A 17161-nucleotide genomic window follows, 5' to 3' on the forward strand; every position below is an offset into this window, starting at 1 on the left:
ACAGGGCTATCAGATGGAGGGCGGCGCGCTAGCGAAAATTGGCCGCACGTTTGTTCAACGCGCTTGGGCGACGACGCGCTATTCTGGCGGGCGACATCAAGGGAGAATGGATATGACCCTCGCCACGCAGATCGACCGGCCGCTTTCGGTCGCGGACCTGTTCGACCGCTATCATGTCGGCTGGGAAACGAAGGACGCCGACCTGATCGCCTCGCTCCATTCTGAGGACACGGTCTTCGCCCTCCACGACGGCACCGAGCCCGTGAAGGGGCGCGAGCGGCTGCGCGAGCATTGCCGGCAATTGTTCGCGACATTCGACTTCACGATGGAAATGGGACGCCGGCTCTATGGCGACGATCATTGGGTGTTCGAATGGACGATGGTGCTGACGCTTGCCGAACCCGGCGGCGGTCCGTTTGCCGCGCGCGTCGGGATGCTCGACGTCGTCACCGTGAACGAAGCGGGCGAGGTGACGCGCAAGGATGTCTATCCGAACGGGCGTGAGATGTATGCGGCTTTCCTGCGCGCCGGGATCGAGCGCTAGCGGCGGCGCTTGCGCGTGGCGTCGGCGCGGCAGATACTGAAGCGATGCCCGACCCGGTCTCCCCTTTCCGGAATTCGCTGTTGCCCGTCGACGTCGGCTCGCTCGCGCCGCATGCGAATCCCGTCACGGGGATTTTGATCGGCCGCGGCGGGTCGCTGCGGCTCGAACTTGGCGGGGAGGTGGTCGAGGGCGAGATGCTGTTGATCCGCCCCGGCGTGGTCCACCGCATCGGGCTTCCTGCACGCGGCGCCGATATTCTTTATCTCGATGGGCTGGCTTTCCCGTTCGATGTACCGTTGGCGCGCGGTCTCGACTGCAGGCAGGCAATGCTTGCGGACGCGGTGCTGGGCGGCGCGGGCGAAGCGGCCGATGCGCTGCGGGCGCAGCTGACCGCATCCTGGCCAGGCCCACCGACGCCGGTCGCCGATGCGGTGCGCGCAATCTATGCCGACCCAATGCGCCGCATGCCGCAGGAGGAACTGGCGCAGCGGCTCGGCATGGAGCGCACGCAGGCGCTTCGTTATTTCCGCGCGACGACGGGACAGAGCTTCCGCGAATTCAAGCGTTGGTCGGCGGTCCAATATGCGGCGGCGCAGATGAAGGAGGGTGCACTTGTCCGCACCGCCGCGATGGATGCCGGTTTCGCCGACACCGCGCATCTGTCGCGCGTCTTTCGTCAGACATTCGGCCTGACCCCCAGTGCGGCGATCGGAGCGCTGCCGCTACGGGAAGGTCATTCGGGCCAGCGGCCGGTATCATGATCGGGATGCTGGTGATTGCTCGCCTTGATGGCACCGACATAGTCGGCCATCGTTTCCTCGGTCGTGCCTTCGCCCTTGATGGGCAGATGCTCGAACAGCGATAGCTGGCCTTCGATTCCGAACTGGACCTGCGGCGGGAAGCGCGCCGGATCATCGAACGACCCCGTGGTCAGGTTGATATGCTGGCTCTCGAAATAGTCATAGGCGAGCGGTGTCCCGCAACTGGAACAAAAGCCCCGCGCCGCCTTGTCCGAGCTTTTGAACCAGGTCGGCGAACCGCGCGTCCAACGGATCGCGTCGCGCGGGACGCCGATCAACGCGATGAAAAAATTGCCTGCTGCCTTTTGGCACATGCGGCAATGACATATGTGCGAGCTGTCGAGCACCGCCGTCACATGCCAGCGCACCGCGCCGCACTGGCAGCCGCCGGACGCCTCGGCTTCAACGCGTTCGGGGCGATAGCTCATCTTTCCTCACTCCCATTCAATTGTTAGGGCTCGCAATATATCGGGAATGCAGGCCTTGGTACCTCGTTTTTTCTCTCGGCTCCGACCGGCGGTGGCGCCGGGGCCGGATCATTGGCAGGAGCCGGCATGACTGGTTTGCCTTGGAACGGGCATTTGCAGATTTCAGGAGAGATTGCCTGGTGGTCGGGCGTCGTTGGCGACGCCACCTTGCACCGGCATTTCGCCGCGCAGGCGGTCTTCTCAGACGATCCGGTGCGGGTTATCGACGATGAGGGGTGCGAAATCTGTGGAACCTGCCTGTTGATCGAACCCAACGCCCGCCATCTTCTGCGCCCGGGCGGCCGTGCCCGGATCTGTTATGTCGAGCCGACAACCGCTTTTGGACCGCCTGATGCCCTGCGCGAGCACCTCGACCAAGAAGATGTTCGCATCGTGTCGGGCGCCGGGGCGCGAATATTCTGGAAGGACTGGACTGAACGCAGGGCGCGCCCGGCCATCGATACGCGCATTTCCCGGGCGATTATTGCAATCGAACAATTGCTTCCCGCCGGCACGATACGCCTCGCCGACATCTGCGCGGAGGGCACGCTTTCGGTTGGGCGCTTCCGGCATCTGTTTGCCGCCGAGATCGGATTGCCCTTTCAGCGCTTTGTCCTGTGGCGTCGCCTGGCTGCAGCATTCGAGAGCTTGATCGAGGGAACGACGGTCACGGAGGCGGCCCATGCGGCAGGTTTCGCCGACGCCGCGCATCTCGCGCGGACGACAAGGGCCATGTTCGGCATTCGTGCGAGCGACATTCTTCCGCAGCGATAGCCGCTTCGTTCAATCGCGCCGACGCCGGGCGGGCTATAAACGGAGCATGACAGAAACAAAAAGAGACTTCGTCCCGGCTCTGGGAAAGGCTGGCAACACCGGCAGCTACGATACCGTCGTCGCGCTGATGACACGCGAGAAGCGTTGGCGTGGCGAACTGGTCCGGCTGATTGCACCGCGCGCGGGCGAAACGATCGTCGACGTCGGCTGCGGGACCGGCACGCTTGCGATCGCGCTCAAGGCGGCGGAACCCGAAGCTATTATTCTGGGCGTCGATCCCGATCCAGCGGTGCTCGCGATCGCTGAGGAGAAGGCACGCGATGCGGGTGTGACGGTGCGATGGTTCGAGGCGATGGGTGATGCGCTCGATGCCATCGAGCCCCTGCAGGCGTGCGACAAGATCGTGTCGAGCCTGGTCCTCCATCAATGTCCGATGGACGTGAAACATGCGATCGTTCGCCAGATGCGGCGGCTGCTGAAACCGGGCGGCGAGTTCTTCATCGCCGACTATGGCGAGCAGCGTACATTGTTGATGCGCACGCTTTTTCGTCAGGTCCAGATGATCGACGGTTTCGAACTTACGGAGCCGAATGCGCGGGGCTGCGTCCCCGAAATCCTGCGCGAAGCGGGATTTCGGGGAGTCGAGGAAGTCGGCGCGATTTCAACCCCGACGGGTTCGATCTCGCTTTATCGGGGACACCGTTGATTCCGGCGCGTTCGACTATGCGTGTGCGCCATCGCCGCCCCCTTCATTGTTCGTCATCCGCCCACCCCAACGCGCGTAGAGGGTCGGAAGCAGGAAAAGGGTGAGCAAGGTCGCCGAAATCAGCCCCCCGATCACAACCGTTGCCAGCGGCTTCTGCACCTCGGCGCCGGCGCCGGTGGCGAGCGCCATCGGAACGAAGCCGAGGCTTGCGACCAGGGCGGTCATCACCACGGGACGGAGGCGGAGTAGGGCGCCTTGCCGTGCGGCTTCGGCTCTTTCCATGCCCGCGCGCATCAGTTCCTGGATCGACGATACCATCACAAGGCCGTTGAGCACCGCGATGCCCGATAGCGCGATGAAGCCGACGGCGGCCGAGATGGAGAAGTCCATGCCGCGCAGGAACAGCGCAAGGACGCCGCCGATCAGCGCCAACGGCACGCCCGTAAACACGATCGCCGCATCGCGCGTCGACCGAAGCGCGCCGTAGAGAAGCAGCAGAATCAGCACGAAACACGCCGGGATGACGAGCCCGAGCCGGTCGCGCGCCGAGGCCAGATTCTCGAACTGGCCGCCCCATTCGAGATAGCTACCGGCGGGCAGCCGGACATCTTTTGCTATGGCTGCCTTTGCGTCGGACACGACGTCCGAGATCGCACGGTCGCGGACATTGGCCTGCACGACGACGCGCCTTTTGCCATTCTCGCGGCTGATCTGGTTCGGGCCGTCGACGATACGGATGTCGGCAACGCTCGCGAGCGGCACGAAGCCGCCGCCCGCAACCGGGACCTGCACCTGTTCCAGCACCGACAGGTCGGCGCGCTCTGCATCCGACAGCCGGATGACCACGGGGAAGCGCCGGTCGCCCTCGAAGATCGTGCCGGCCTCGCGCCCGCCGATCGTCGCGGTCACGACATCCTGCACATCCTGCGCGGTCACGCCAAGCCGCGCCATTGCGTCGCGGTTGACGCGAATGTCGAGCAGCGACAGCCCCTCGGTCTCCTCCACCCGGACATCGCTTGCGCCCCCGGTCTTCCGCAGGATCGCGGCGATCTGCTGCGCGGTGGAATTCATCGTATCGAAATCGTCGCCAAAGATCTTGATTGCGATATCGCCGCGTACCCCCGCGATCAGCTCGTTGAAGCGCATCTGGATCGGCTGGGTGATTTCATAGGCATTGCCCGGAAACTTGTTCAGCTCCTTTTCCAGCCGCTCGACGAGCTCGGCCTTGGTCAGCTTTGGATCAGGCCATTGCTTGCGGGGTTTGAGGATCACGAAATTGTCGGTTGCATTGGGCGGCATCGGATCGGATGCGAGGTCCGCCGTGCCGGTCTTCGAAAAGACAATCGCGACCTCGGGCTGCTTTGAAAGCATCCGTTCGATCGGGATCTGCATCGCCTGGCTCTGCTCGACCGAGGTCGAGGGAACGCGGAATGCCTGGATCAAGAGGTCGCCCTCATCGAGCTGCGGCAGGAACACCTGACCGAGCGAGAAGAAGGCGAGGACCGCGACGACGAACCCGCCGACGCCGGCGCCGATCGTGATCTTCGGTTTGCTCATGGCCCGGTCGAGACCGGGTTCGTAGCGCCGTTTGAGCCAGCTCATGATGCGGCCCTCCTTTTCGTCGACGCGTTTCGACAGCCAGATGGCGATCGCTGCCGGCACGAAGGTCAGCGAGAGGATGAAGGCGAATGCGAGCGCGATGATCACGGTCAGCGCCATCGGGATGAAGGTCTTGCCCTCAACCCCGCTCAAGGTGAGCAAGGGCACATAGACAAGGATGATGATCGCCTGCCCGTAGACCGAAGGCCGCACCATCTCGCGCGCCGCAGCGGCTACCGTTGCCAGCCTTTCCTCCTTTGTCAGCGTCCGTCCCTCCCGGTGCTGGAAATCGGCCATGCGCCGCAGCGCATTTTCGACGATGATCACGGCGCCGTCGACGATGAGGCCGAAATCGAGCGCCCCGAGGCTCATCAGATTTGCCGAGACGCCGGCGTGCAGCATGCCAAAGCTGGTGAGCAGCATGGTCACGGGAATGACGAGCGCTGCAATGAGCGCGGCACGGAAATTGCCGAGCAGCAGGAAGAGTATGGCGATAACGAGCAGCGCGCCTTCGGTCAGATTCTTGCCGACCGTCCAGATCGTCGCATTGACCAGCTTGGTGCGATCGAGCACCGGCTCGATAACCACATCGGGCGGCAGCGAGGCGTTGATGTTCAGCAGCCGGTCGGCAACCGCGGTCGCCACCGTGCGGCTGTTTTCGCCGATCCGCATGATGGCGGTCCCGACGACGACCTCGGTACCATTTTCGGACGCCGATCCCATGCGGACCGCTTGCCCGGTGCGAACCGTCGCGACCTGATCGAGCGTGATCGGAACACCTGCACGCGTCGCGACGACGATACGCGAAAGCTCGCTAGCATCGCGCACGAGCGCGTCGGAGCGAACCGCGAGTCCTTCGCCGTTGCGTTCGACCACGCCGCCGCCGACGGCTGTGTTGTTGCGTTCGAGTGCTTCGGCGAGATCGGTCAGGCCAAGGCCAAGCGCGGCAAGGCGCTGGACGTCGGGCACGACCAGATATTGCTTTGAAAAGCCGCCGATCGCATCGATGCCGGCGACCCCCGGAACGGTACGGAGCAGCGGGGTCACGATCCAATCCTGTGCGGTGCGCAGGTAGGTCGCCTTGTCGGCTTGGGTGACGAGCCGTTCGCCTTCGGGTGTCACATAGCTGCCGTCGGGTTGAAGGCCGGGCTCGCCCGGCTTGTGCACGTCGTCCTTGCGGTGGGCGAGCCGAACCGTCCACATATAGACTTCGCCGAGCCCCGTCGCGATTGGCCCCATTTCGGGCCGCACGCCGTCCGGCATCGTCTCGGTCGCCTCGTTCAGCCGCTCGCCGACCTGTTGGCGTGCGAAGTAGATGTCGGTCTTGTCGGTAAAGACGGCGGTCACTTGCGCAAAGCCATTGCGGCTCAGCGAGCGTGTATATTCGAGGCCGGGAATGCCGGCGAGCGCAGTCTCGATCGGGAAGGCGACCTGTTTCTCGACAAGTTCGGGCGAGAGCGCCGGTGCGCGGACGTTGATCTGAATCTGGTTGTTGGTGATGTCGGGAACCGCATCGATCGGCAGGCGCGACAGCGCGAAGGCTCCGATAACGGCGGCAAGGGCGGTGAGCAGGACGACAAGCCAACGCTTGTCGACCGCCCAGGTGACGATATGGGCGATCATGGCTTAGTCCTCATGGCCTGCTTCGCCCTTGCCGATTTCCGACTTGAGCGAGAAGCTGTTGGTAATGGCGATCTGTTCGGTGCCCTTGAGTCCCGAGCGGACGATCACATTGGCACCGGCACGGTCGCCGAGGACCACCGGAACGGCGGCGAAGCCACCCTTGGTGCGGACGAATATGACGCTCTTTCCCTCGACCGTCTGGACCGCGCTCAACGGGACGCTGATCGATGTGTCTCCGCTGTCTCCGGCGAGTGCGATGGTCGCCGTGACCGCTTCGCCGACCCGCCATTGCCCGGCGCGATTGTCGAGGATCGCGATCGCCGGGACGAGCCGCGTGGCCGGATCGAGCGCGGGCGAGACGAAACTGATCTTGCCGGTAGCCTGGCGCCCCGGCGCGTCGATGGAAACGATCGCGCCGGGACGAATGCGCCCGGCGTCGGCAGGCCGCAGGTTGAACGACAGCGAAACGCTCGAGAGATTGGCGATGCGATAAAGCTCGGCGTCCGCAGCCACCGTCTGACCGAGAATCACGCTGCGCGCGATTACCTGTCCCGAAATTGGTGCGGCGATTGCGATCCGGTTGAGTTGGCCGCCGCCGCCGCCCGCAGCCGACACCTGTTGCTGCGCAAGCTGGTAAGCGATCTTGGCTTCGGTTGCCGTCGTGCGCGCCGCGATCACATCCTGTTCCGGCGACACGCGCTGCGCGAACAGGCGCTCCTCGCGCGCCAGGTTGGAGTTGGCGAGCGCGAGCCGCGCGCGCGTTGCCTGTACTTCGCCCTGAAGCTGCGCGGCCTCGCGGCTTTCGACGATCGCGAGCGTTTGCCCGCGGCCGACGCTCTGTCCAAGATTGCGATTGAGCGCGACGATGCGCCCGCTGATCGCAGCCGACACCGCTTGTGTGGCTTGGGGATCGCCCTCGATCGTCGCGGGCAGTTGCAGCGTGCCGACGCTTCCGATGGTCGGACGGCCGAGCGCGATCCCGGCGACCTTGATCTGTTCGTTCGTGAGCGTGATCTGGCCCTCGTCGGCGTGGCCGGCTTCCTCCTTGCCATGCTCGTCGGCCGGTTTGACGGTATCCGTGCCACCGCACGCCGCGAGGAAGAGCGGCAGCGCCGCGGTGAGCAGCAGCTTTCGGTTGATATTGATGGTCATGGGTTCAATTTCCTTCGAGCGGCGCGGGAGCCGTGAGGCGTTCCAACCGGGCCTTGGCGAGTTGATAGGAGGCGAGGGCTTCGATCGACGCCGACCTCATGTCGGTCAGCGTCCGTTCGGCATCGAGCAGTTCGAGCTGCCCGAATTTGCCCTCGCGGTAACCGACGCGCGCAATCCGCGCGGCTTCCATCGCCGCCGACAATGCGGGGCCGCTCGCGACGCGCGCCGCGGCTGCCGCATTGGCGGCCTCGACCTGGGCGTCGCCGATCTGCTGCTCGACATCGAGTGCGGTCACGCGGCGCTGTGCATCGGCACGCCGTCGTTCGGCATTCGCCTGGTCGACCGCAGCGCGCCCGTTGTTGAACAGCGGCAGCGGCACCGAGACGCTGAACACTGCCGCGACGTCGTTCGTGGCCTCTAGACGCCGAATGCCAGGCCCGACGGTGAGGTCCGGGACACGCTGCGATTGTGCCAGCCTTACGCCTGCATCGGCCGCCCCGAGATTGGCGTCGGCCGCAGCCAGCGCGAGCGTGCCTGTCGCCATGGCCGGCCGCGGCGGGCCCATCGCTGCGCTCGCCGGTCCGCCGAGCACGGCGATATCAAGTGCGCCGGTGACCGGTCGCCCGATCCGCCGAGCCAGATTGGCGCGCGCGGCATCGACGAGCCGGCGCGCCTTTTCGACTCCGGCTTCGGCGGTCAGGCGTGCGACTTCAGCGCGCTCCTGCTCAAGCGGCGATGCGCGGCCCGCCTGTACCCGGATCGTCGCGGCGCGCGCTGTGTCCCCGGCGATACGGAACTGGTCCGCGGCAATTGCGAGCCGCACTTCGGCAGCCGAGGCCTGGATATAGAGCTCGGTCACCTGCAGGCGGATATCGGCCTGGGCGATCGCCTGCTCAATCCGCGCGCGGTGCGTCGCCGCGTCGGCGACTGCGATTCGCGCCTGTCTTTTGCCGCCGAGTTCGAGCGGGATCGCAACGCTCGCCGTCACGTCGGCGCCGTTCACGCCCTTATAGGGCCCGGTTCCGACGAAATTCTCGACCTCGACGGCAAGCGCGGGGTTGGGGCGGAGCCCCGCGACGCGGCGCGCCGCCGTTGCGGCGTCGACCTCTGCCGCTGCGGCATCGGCTGCGGGTGCACTGCCGCCCGCGAGCGCGACCGCCTGGTCGAGCGTCAGTAATGGGCCGGATATCTGCCGGCTTTCGGTGCCGACCTGCTGTGCGTGCGCGATCGCGACGCACGATGTGGCTGCCGCGAGGGCAGCAACGTACCTGAACATAATGGATCATCCTCGATTGATCGGAGAGATCGCCGCCGGAAAGCGGCGAGCGTGCTCAGATCGCGAGGAGCGGCGGATCGAGTAACGGCGGGAGAATACGCGAGGCGAGCTGCGTCGCGGGCGCCGCGAAAAGCGGGGCGCGGGCAGGGTGCGGTTCGGAACCCGCCGACGGGCCACCCGGATCGGGGGCGACCGGGCAATGATGATGCCCGCCGTGCGCCAGGTTCGATACGGGATTCGGATCGTCGCCTTCGTCGTCGCCGGCCGAAAGGTGAAAGGCGGTTTCGCTCGACGTCGAATGCGCCGACGCGGGCTCGGCGATATGCATGCTGCAAAGCAGCACCCCGACAATCATCAGCAGTCGCATCAACGCACCCGGCATGGCGCTCCCCATATCAGCGTCGACCGGGTTTGTCGCGGGGCGAAATGAAAGGGGCCCGGCTATCGGGCGGAACGGGCTGATCGTCGGCATATTTGGGCAGTAGGAATTTTATTCACACACGTGAGAGTGAATATTGACTCATTTCCGGACCGCTGCCATGAATGCGCCATGCCGACGATCGAGCGGCGACATTTTGGGAGAGGGCAAGATGAGGGTTCAGCTGTTTGCGTCCGTATGCGCGGGCGCGCTTTTCGCAATTCCGGTGAGCGCCGCCGCGCAGGACGCGAGCGAAACCGTGCCGCAGGCCGACGAAGCGTCGGATGGCAGCGACATCATCGTCACCGCGACGCGCCGCGCCGAGCGCATCCAGGACGTGCCGATCAGCATCTCGGCCTTTTCACAGGAAGAGCTGACCGAAAAGGGCATCGTCGGATATGAGGGCATCGGCCGCGAGACGCCGGGTGTCGTGCTCAACAAGCCCACCGCGAACTTCAACAATTTCACCGCGCGCGGCATCGCGACCAACGGCTATAATGCGAACCTGCAAAGCTCCGTCGCAATCTATATCGACGAGCTTCCGGTCTCGACGATCGGTAACACCACCGTCGTCGACCCGAACCTGTTCGATGTCGAGCGCGTCGAGTTTCTGCGCGGGCCGCAGGGGACGCTCTTTGGATCAGGCTCGCTGTCGGGGGCGATGCGTATCCTCCAGAAGACGCCCGATCTCAACGATTTCGATGTGTCGGCGCTCGTCGACCTTGGGCTGACCGGGTCGGACAGCTTTCGCCAGCGCTATAATGCGATGGTCAATGTTCCGATCGTCGACGACAAGCTCGCGCTCCGCGTCGTCGGTTTCTACCGTGACGAAGAAGGCTATCTCGACAATGTCGGGACGGGCGTGAAGAATTCGAACACGCTGATCGACTATGGCGGCCGCGCGACCCTGCTGTGGCGCCCGACCGATCGTTTGTCGATCAAGCTGCTCGGCAGCTATGAGTACAGCAATCCCAAGGATTCGTCGCTGACGAGCCCCTCGCTCGGTCGCAACAAGCGCATCTCCGACGAACCCGATCGCTTTACGGGCAAGCAGTTCATCGCCAATGCGACGATCGACTATGAGTTCGACTTTGCCAAGCTCACCAGCTCGTCGACCTATTCGGATTTCGACCAGCGTTTCTATGTCGATCTTGCCGGGACCTTTGCGCCCGGCTCGTTTCCCGGGGCGCCGATCGCCTTCGGCCTCGATGCCGATGCCTATGACAAGGTGTTCGTGCAGGAAACGCGCCTGGCCTCGACGCTCGACGGTCCATTCCAGTTCGTCGTCGGCGGCTTCTATCTCGATCGTCGCCGCGACGTCGATTATTTCTACCGCTCGAACCTCGCTTTCCTCGCGGCGCGAAACATGACGGGACTGCCCGACAAATATTTCCAGAAGCAGTATACGCATTCGCTCAGCAAGGAACTGGCGGGCTTTGGCGAGTTGACCTACCGCTTCTCGGACAAGTTCTGGCTCACCGGCGGCATGCGCTATGGCGAGACGTCGGCGCAGGGCTTTACCGAGGCGGGCGGCTATCTCGCGACTGCGTTCGGCTTCAACTATTACGACTATGCGTTGCTCGGGCTGCCGGCGAATTTCACGACCTTCACGCCCTATGCGGCGGTCGAAGGCGTGAAGGCCAAGGGGTCGAAGCCGTCGTGGAAGGCGAGCGCGACCTTCAAGCCGAGCGATGCGCTCACGACCTACGCGACCTTCTCGACCGGTTTCCGGGCGCCGATCGTCAACGCCTTCGCGGGCCGGCCGAGCCTTGTCGATCCGAACGACCTTGTCATTCCGTACGGGGCGAGCTCGGACGACCTCAAAAGCTATGAAGTGGGCGCGAAGGGCCGCTGGCTGGGCGGGCGCGTCAGCATGAACGTCGCATTCTACCAGATCGACTGGAGCAACATCCAGGCGCAGGCGAACCGCGTGTCGGACTCGGTGCAGTTCGCCACCAACATCGGCGCCGCGCGCAGCAAGGGCTTCGAGTTCGAAGTCGGCGTGGTCCCGGCAACGGGTTGGGCGATAGGCTTCAATGGTGCGTATAACGACGCGAAGATCACCAAACTGTCGCCTGAAGAGGCGGCGATTTCGGGCGCGGTGCTGGGCCACCGCCTATCGGCGCCGCGCATCCAGGGGTCGGCCTATATGTCCTATAGCTTCAAGCTTGCGACCGACGTCGATGCGATGCTGGCGGTCAATGCGCAGCATATCGGGTCGTATAACAGCAGCTTCCCGAATACGCCGGGCCGTCCCACCGTACCGCTCTCGACCTTTGGCAAGACCGACGCCTACAGCAACGTCAACCTCAGTTTCGGTTTGAAGAAGGGTGATATTTCGGCGCAGCTCTATGTCGAGAACCTCTTCGACGATCATTCGATCACCTATATCCACCCTGAAGCCTTCCTCGTGAGCCGCTTCGGGACGATGCGTCCGCGGACGTTCGGCATCCGCCTCGGCTACGGGCTCTGACGATGGCGGGCGCAGAGGCCTCCCTCTCCCCGGTCGCAGCGTCCACGCGGCCGGGGAGTAATCCGACTTTCGTTCTGGGGATGCTCTGCTTCGTCTATGTGCTGAACTTCCTCGACCGGCAGTTGCTGTCGATCCTCGCCAAGCCGATCCAGGATGCGCTGCAGATCAGCGACGGTCAGCTCGGGCTGATCAGCGGGCTCTATTTCGCGATGTTCTATTGCTTCATCGCGATCCCCGTCGGCTGGTTCGCCGACCGCACCAGCCGTGTCGGCGTGCTGTCGGCCGCTTGCGCGATCTGGAGCGGAGCGACCGTCGCATGCGGCATGGCTGCCAACTACACGCAGCTCGTCGTCGCGCGCATGGTCGTCGGCTTTGGCGAAGCGGGCGGTGTGCCGCCTTCCTATGCGATCATCACCGACACCTATCCGCCGGGCAAACGCGCCGCCGCGCTCGGCATCTTCAACCTCGGTCCGGCGATCGGCGCCGCGGCCGGGGTGGCGTTCGGCGCCGCGATCGCCGAGCGTTTCGGCTGGCGCATTCCTTTCATCGCGGTGGGCGCGATCGGCATCGTCACCGCGCTCGCGGTATGGCTGACGGTCCGCGAGCCGACGCGCGGTGCGACCGATGTCGCGGCCACGCCCTCGATCCCGTCCGCCGACGACAAGGCCGCCTTCTGGCCGACGGTGCGCATGTTCCTGTCGCACCCGGTCCTGATGCTCGCGGCGCTGGGTAGCGGCGCGACACAATTCGTTACCTATGGCCTCGGCAATTTCGCGGTGCTGTTCCTGATGCGCGAAAAGGGCATGGAGCTTGGCGATGTCGCCATCTGGTATGCGCTGGTTCTGCTGATCGGCATGGGCGGCGGGATGATCGTCTCGGGCCGCGTGATCGACCGGATGGTTCGCAAGTCGCGGGCGGGTTATGCGGTCGCGCCCGCGATCTCGCTGGCCGTCGCCATGCCCTTCTATCTCGCCTTCGTCTGGGCGCCGGGCTGGCCGCTCGCGCTGGCGCTGCTCACCGTCGTGATGGTCTTCAACTATTTCTACCTCTCGGCCTCGGTCGCGCTGGTTCAGGAGGAAGTGAAGCCTAATCAGCGCGTACTCGCCGGCGCCTTGCTGCTGCTCATCATGAACTTCATCGGATTGGGATTGGGCCCGACATGGGTCGGCTTCGCAAGCGACTGGTTCAAGGCGCAGGGCGACCTGCACGGGCTGCAAACGGCGCTTTACACGCTGACGCCCTTTTACGTGATCGCGATCGGACTTTTCCTCTGGCTCGCGCGGCTGCTGCGCCGAGAGGATGGTCGGCAGGAGATACAGGCATGAAATCGTTGCGCACCGCCTTGTCGGCGGCGGGGCTATTGATGGCGGCGCCCGCCATCGCCGCGAACCCGGTCGTCGAGGCACCCGCCGGGACGCTGGAGGGCAAGACCGTCGGCAAGGTTCGCGAGTATAAGGGTATTCCCTTTGCGCAGCCGCCGGTTGGGCCGCTTCGCTGGAAGGCGCCGCAACCGCTGCCGGGATGGCCCGGTGTCCGCAAGGCGCAGAGCTTTGGCGCCGCATGCATCCAGCCGCGCCCCGCGGCCGTCCATATCTATGCGAATCCGCCCGCGAAGATTTCCGAGGATTGCCTGACGCTCAATATCTGGGCGCCCGAGGATGCCAAGGATGCGCCGGTGATCGTCTGGATCCACGGTGGCGCGCTGACGACGGGTTACAGCCATGAGGGAATGTACGGCGGTGCAAAGCTGGCGGCGCGCGGCGCTATCGTGGTGTCGATCAATTACCGCCTCGGGGTGCTCGGCTATTTGGCCCACCCGGCGCTGAGCGCGGAATCGCCCGACGGCGTGTCGGGCAATTACGGCCTGCTCGACCAGATCGCGGCGCTCGAATGGGTGAAGGCCAATATCCGTGCGTTCGGCGGCGATGCGGGCAATGTTACCATCGCGGGCGAGTCTGCCGGCGCGCTCAGCGTGATGTATCTGATGGCCTCGCCAAAGGCGCGGGGGCTGTTCCACAAGGCGATCGCGCAAAGCGCCTATATGATCTCGACCCCTTCGCTGAAAGGGGATCGCCATGGCGAAACAGCCGCCGAAGCGACCGGGTTACGGGTCGCGGCTGCGCTTGGCGCAAACGATCTGACGACGCTCCGCGCGATGGACGCAACCGCGCTATCGGATGGGGCGCTGAAGGCGGGCTATTTCCCGTGGGGAACGATCGACGGCAAGATTTTGCCGCGTCAGCTCGTCGACACTTTCGACCGCGGCGAACAGGCGCCGGTGCCGATCATAGCCGGGTTCAATATCGGCGAAATCCGATCGCTACGCATGCTTGCGCCGCCCGTTCCCGCCAATGCGGCGGCTTATGAAGCCGCGATCCGCGAGCGCTACGGCGACCTCGCCGATGCCTGGCTGAAACTCTATCCGGCAAAGGATCTGGGCGAGGCAATCCTCGCGACGACGCGCGACGCCATGTATGGCTGGACGTCGGAGCGGCTGGCGATCAAGCAGACCGCGCTTGGCCAGCCATCCTATCTCTACCTCTTCGACCATGGCTATCCGGCGGCGAGCGAGGCGGGTTTGCACGGCTTTCACGCGGCAGAAATTCCGTTTGTATTCGGCACCGCCAGCGATACGCCGCCCTATTGGCCCAAGATTCCCGACACGGTTGCCGAACGCCGCCTTGCGACCGCAATGGGCGACTATTGGGTCTCCTTCGCCAAGACGGGGAAGCCCGAGGCGGCGGGGCAGGCGGCCTGGCGGGCTTATGGTGGCGATGCGGCCTTTATCGCGTTCGCCGACATTCCGCGCCCCGGTGTGCGGTTGATGCCCGGCATGTATGCGCTTCACGAAACCGCGGTTTGCCGCCGCCGGGCGGCAGGGAACCAGCCGTGGAACTGGAACACGGGGATCGTCTCGCCCGTGCTCGCGAAGGACGCGAATTGTCCATGATTCACGGAATGATGCAGGATTATCCGCTTACCCTCGACAAATTCCTCGATCACGCGGCGCGCTGGCACGGTGATGCCGAAGTCGTCACTGCATGCGAGGACGGCAGCGTTGCACGCATCGGATACGGACGCCTGCGCGGCCGCAGCCTCGCCATATCATCGCTGCTCGCGGGGTTCGGCGTAGAGGAGGGTGACCGCGTCGCGACGCTCGCGTGGAACAGCCAGGCGCATGTCGAGGCCTGGTATGCGACGATGGGCATCGGCGCCGTCTGTCACACGCTCAATCCGCGGCTGACCGCGCCGCAGCTTGCGGCAATGGCGGTGCAATCGGGCGCGAAGCTGCTCATCGTCAGCGCCGACCTGTTGCCGCTCGCACGGTCGATCGTCGAGCGCGCGCCTGCGATCGCGCAGGTGCTGGTGATCGACGGATCCGCGAGCGACTGGCCTGCCGCCGCGCCGCCGCTTCGCGAACTCGAAACGCTGATCGACGACGCGCCGGGCGGTGCGACATGGGGCGGCTTCGACGAGCGCTCGCCCGCCGGCCTTTGCTTTACCTCTGGCACGACGGGTGCGCCGAAGGGCGTAACCTATACGCACCGCGCAAGCTTTCTCCACACGCTGCGCGCGCTTCAGGCCGATGTCATGGCCTTCACGCACCGCGATGCCGTGCTCGCGGTCGTGCCGATGTTTCACGCCAACGCGTGGGGGCTGCCCTTTGCGCTTCCCGCGGTCGGCGGCAAGCTCGTGCTCCCGGGCCGTCAGGCTGACGGGGCGAGCCTCGCGCGCCTGATCGCGGCCGAGGGCGTCACCGTCGGCGTCGGCGTGCCGACAGTCTGGCTCGGCGTTGTCGAGCATCTGGAGGCAACGGGCGGCGAACTGCCATCCCTGAGGCGCATCATCGTCGGCGGCGCGCCGATGCCGCCCGCGCTGATGGAGCGGATCGAGCGACGCCTTGGCGTCAGCGTCCAGACCAGTTGGGGCATGACCGAGCTGTCGCCGCTCGGCACGATCGCACCGCCGGACGATCCGCTGCGCAGCGCTTCGGTATCGGGACGGCCCGCGATCGGCGTCGACCTGCTGCTCACCGATGCCGCCGGTATCGCCCTTCCCGAACAGCGCGGGGTTGAGGGACATTTGCGCGTTCGCGGATCGGCGGTCGTCGAACGCTATCTGGGTCAGGAGGAGACGGCGACCGACGATGACGGCTGGTTCGCGACCGGAGACCTTGCGCGGATCGACGCCCGCGGCAATCTGTCGATCACCGGCCGCGCCAAGGATCTGATCAAGTCGGGCGGCGAATGGATCAACCCCGCCGAGATCGAGGCTGTCGTTGGCGCGTTGCCACAGGTGTCGCTCGCCGCGGTGATCGGCCGCGAGGACCCCAAATGGGGCGAGCGGCCGGTGCTGCTGGTCGAGCTTGGAGCGGATGCCAAGATCAGCGATGCCGACCTGCTTGCGCCGCTGGCCGGCCGGGTTGCGCCCTGGTGGATTCCCGACGCGGTCGTGCGCCTTCCCTCCATGCCGCTGGCGCCGACCGGAAAAATCGATAAGATTCGCTTGCGGAACGACTATGGCGCGGGTTGATCGGCATGGGGACGTCGCGGCAGGGGCGGCGACGGAACAGATATTGGAAGTCGGACGAGTGACAGAAGAGGCGAAAACGCGTCGGCGATCGACCAAGGCCGAACAGCGCGCCGAGACGATGGAGCAGATCCTCGACGAGGCCGAGCTACTGTTCTCGCGGCACGGCCTGCACGGCGTCACTTTGAAGGACGTCGCGAAGCGCGTCGGCGTGCATCACACGCTGCTCAACTATTATTTCGAGGACAAGAAAAAGCTGTTCGACGCCGTCTTCGCGCGCCGCGCGGTGGTGACGAGCACCAAGCGGATGCAGGCGCTGGACGAATATGATCGCGCGAGCGGCGGCAAACCGACGATCGAGGGCGCGCTTCACGCCTTTCTCGACACCGACCTCGATCTCTATATCCATGGCGGCGACGGCTGGAAAAATTACGGCGCGCTCGGCGCGCAGGTCGCAAATACCCCCGAATGGGGCGCCGAACTGATGGACAGCCATTTCGATCCCGTGGTGCTGCGCCTGATCGAGCTACTGAAAATGGCGATGCCCGATTGCGCCGAAGAAGATATCTTCTGGGGCTATCATTTCGTCACCGGCGCGCTGATGGTCACGCTCGCGCGGACCGGGCGCATCGACAAGCTGTCGGGCGGCGTCTGCAAGTCCGAGGACTTCGAAGCCATTAAGGCGCGCATGGCATCGTTCATGGCGGCGGGCTTCCGGCAAATCTGCAGCACGAAGGTCTAGGCGAAAGACACGATTGCTCTTTCGCCCCGCGCCTGTTCAAGATATTAACTCACTAGA

Annotated in this window: 14 protein-coding genes; 9 read left to right on the forward strand and 5 right to left on the reverse strand. The window is 64.9% G+C overall.

What is annotated here, in order from left to right:
* The first annotated feature begins 112 nt into the window (after window positions 1-112).
* Both KEC45_RS03315 and KEC45_RS03320 read left to right on the forward strand, forming a co-directional pair.
* Complete coding sequence (locus KEC45_RS03315; protein WP_193749186.1) at window positions 113-544, forward strand: nuclear transport factor 2 family protein; 432 nt, start codon at window positions 113-115, stop codon at window positions 542-544.
* An 80-nt stretch (window positions 545-624) separates the two neighbouring features.
* On the forward strand, window positions 625-1305 hold the full coding sequence (locus KEC45_RS03320; RefSeq protein ID WP_238586709.1) for an AraC family transcriptional regulator: 681 nt from the start codon (window positions 625-627) through the stop codon (window positions 1303-1305).
* Here KEC45_RS03320 and KEC45_RS03325 read toward each other — a convergent pair.
* Window positions 1278-1772, reverse strand: a complete 495-nt coding sequence (locus tag KEC45_RS03325) for a GFA family protein (RefSeq protein WP_062183174.1) — start codon at window positions 1770-1772, stop codon at window positions 1278-1280. The genes KEC45_RS03320 and KEC45_RS03325 overlap by 28 nt on opposite strands.
* 111 nt (window positions 1773-1883) lie before the next feature.
* On the opposite strand from KEC45_RS03325, the gene KEC45_RS03330 reads away from it, so the two are divergent.
* Window positions 1884-2585: a helix-turn-helix domain-containing protein gene (locus KEC45_RS03330; protein WP_152682408.1), complete on the forward strand. Its 702-nt coding sequence runs from the start codon at window positions 1884-1886 to the stop codon at window positions 2583-2585.
* Window positions 2586-2631: 46 nt separating this feature from the next.
* Entirely contained in the window at window positions 2632-3291 is a 660-nt protein-coding gene (locus KEC45_RS03335) for a class I SAM-dependent methyltransferase (protein ID WP_062183168.1), read from the forward strand.
* Window positions 3292-3306: 15 nt separating this feature from the next.
* On the opposite strand, the gene KEC45_RS03340 is transcribed toward KEC45_RS03335, so the two are convergent.
* From KEC45_RS03340 to KEC45_RS03355, 4 genes are read right to left on the reverse strand one after another with little or no spacing between them, the layout of a single operon-like run.
* Window positions 3307-6513: an efflux RND transporter permease subunit gene (locus tag KEC45_RS03340; RefSeq protein ID WP_062183165.1), complete on the reverse strand. Its 3207-nt coding sequence runs from the start codon at window positions 6511-6513 to the stop codon at window positions 3307-3309.
* Window positions 6514-6516: 3 nt separating this feature from the next.
* Window positions 6517-7665, reverse strand: a complete 1149-nt coding sequence (locus KEC45_RS03345; protein ID WP_062183162.1) for an efflux RND transporter periplasmic adaptor subunit — start codon at window positions 7663-7665, stop codon at window positions 6517-6519.
* A gap of 4 nt (window positions 7666-7669) precedes the next feature.
* Complete coding sequence (locus KEC45_RS03350; protein WP_252171487.1) at window positions 7670-8941, reverse strand: TolC family protein; 1272 nt, start codon at window positions 8939-8941, stop codon at window positions 7670-7672.
* 55 nt (window positions 8942-8996) lie between these two features.
* Window positions 8997-9323 carry a hypothetical protein gene (locus KEC45_RS03355; protein ID WP_062183156.1) on the reverse strand — a complete coding sequence of 109 codons (327 nt, stop codon included), beginning with the start codon at window positions 9321-9323 and terminating at the stop codon, window positions 8997-8999.
* Between the two features lie 208 nt (window positions 9324-9531).
* On the opposite strand from KEC45_RS03355, the gene KEC45_RS03360 reads away from it, so the two are divergent.
* Genes KEC45_RS03360 through KEC45_RS03380 form a run of 5 tightly spaced genes read left to right on the forward strand, consistent with a single transcriptional unit; the run spans window position 9532 to window position 17104 of the window.
* On the forward strand, window positions 9532-11832 hold the full coding sequence (locus tag KEC45_RS03360) for a TonB-dependent receptor (RefSeq protein WP_062183153.1): 2301 nt from the start codon (window positions 9532-9534) through the stop codon (window positions 11830-11832).
* Window positions 11833-11834: 2 nt separating this feature from the next.
* Entirely contained in the window at window positions 11835-13157 is a 1323-nt protein-coding gene (locus KEC45_RS03365) for an MFS transporter (RefSeq protein ID WP_062183150.1), read from the forward strand.
* Window positions 13154-14782 carry a carboxylesterase/lipase family protein gene (locus tag KEC45_RS03370; RefSeq protein WP_062183147.1) on the forward strand — a complete coding sequence of 543 codons (1629 nt, stop codon included), beginning with the start codon at window positions 13154-13156 and terminating at the stop codon, window positions 14780-14782. The genes KEC45_RS03365 and KEC45_RS03370 overlap by 4 nt, the downstream gene beginning before the upstream one ends.
* Window positions 14779-16365 (forward strand): AMP-binding protein, encoded by a 1587-nt coding sequence (locus KEC45_RS03375; RefSeq protein WP_062183144.1) that lies wholly within the window; start codon window positions 14779-14781, stop codon window positions 16363-16365. The genes KEC45_RS03370 and KEC45_RS03375 overlap by 4 nt, the downstream gene beginning before the upstream one ends.
* Window positions 16352-17104: a TetR/AcrR family transcriptional regulator gene (locus KEC45_RS03380; RefSeq protein WP_083435866.1), complete on the forward strand. Its 753-nt coding sequence runs from the start codon at window positions 16352-16354 to the stop codon at window positions 17102-17104. The genes KEC45_RS03375 and KEC45_RS03380 overlap by 14 nt, the downstream gene beginning before the upstream one ends.
* Window positions 17105-17161: the final 57 nt, after the last annotated feature.

Origin of the sequence: Sphingopyxis sp. USTB-05 (genome assembly GCF_023822045.1) — a bacterium.
Taxonomy (GTDB): Bacteria; Pseudomonadota; Alphaproteobacteria; order Sphingomonadales; family Sphingomonadaceae; genus Sphingopyxis.